General features: G+C 67.8%; 1 protein-coding gene. It reads left to right on the top strand.

What is annotated here, in order from left to right; all coding sequences use genetic code 11:
- On the top strand, positions 1–482 hold a 482-nt coding region (locus RM812_RS42195), incomplete at both ends, for a carboxyl transferase domain-containing protein (protein WP_311586315.1).

Below are 482 nucleotides of genomic sequence, written 5' to 3'. Positions count from 1 at the left end.
ACACCACCGCGGGCAAGCTCGCGGACCTGAGGCGCCGCATTGACGAAGCGACGCACGCGGGTTCGGCCCGCGCGGTCGAGAAGCAGCACGCCAAAGGCAAGCTGACGGCCCGTGAGCGGGTCGAGCTGCTGCTCGACGAGGGCTCCTTCGTGGAGCTCGACGAATTCGCCCGGCACCGCTCCACCAACTTCGGCATCGAGAAGAACCGCCCGTACGGCGACGGTGTCGTCACCGGGTACGGCACGGTCGACGGCCGCCCGGTCTGCGTGTACTCGCAGGACTTCACCATCTTCGGCGGGTCGCTGGGCGAGGTCTACGGCGAGAAGATCGTCAAGGTCATGGACTTCGCGCTGAAGACCGGCTGTCCGATCATCGGCATCAACGACGGCGGCGGCGCGCGCATCCAGGAGGGTGTCGTCGCGCTCGGTCTCTTCGCGGAGATCTTCCGCCGCAATGTGCACGCCTCCGGGGTGATCCCGCAG

Origin of the sequence: Streptomyces lancefieldiae, assembly GCF_031845825.1 — a bacterium.
Lineage (GTDB): Bacteria > Actinomycetota > Actinomycetes > Streptomycetales > Streptomycetaceae > Streptomyces > Streptomyces lancefieldiae.
This window is presented reverse-complemented; position numbering and strand designations above follow the sequence as displayed.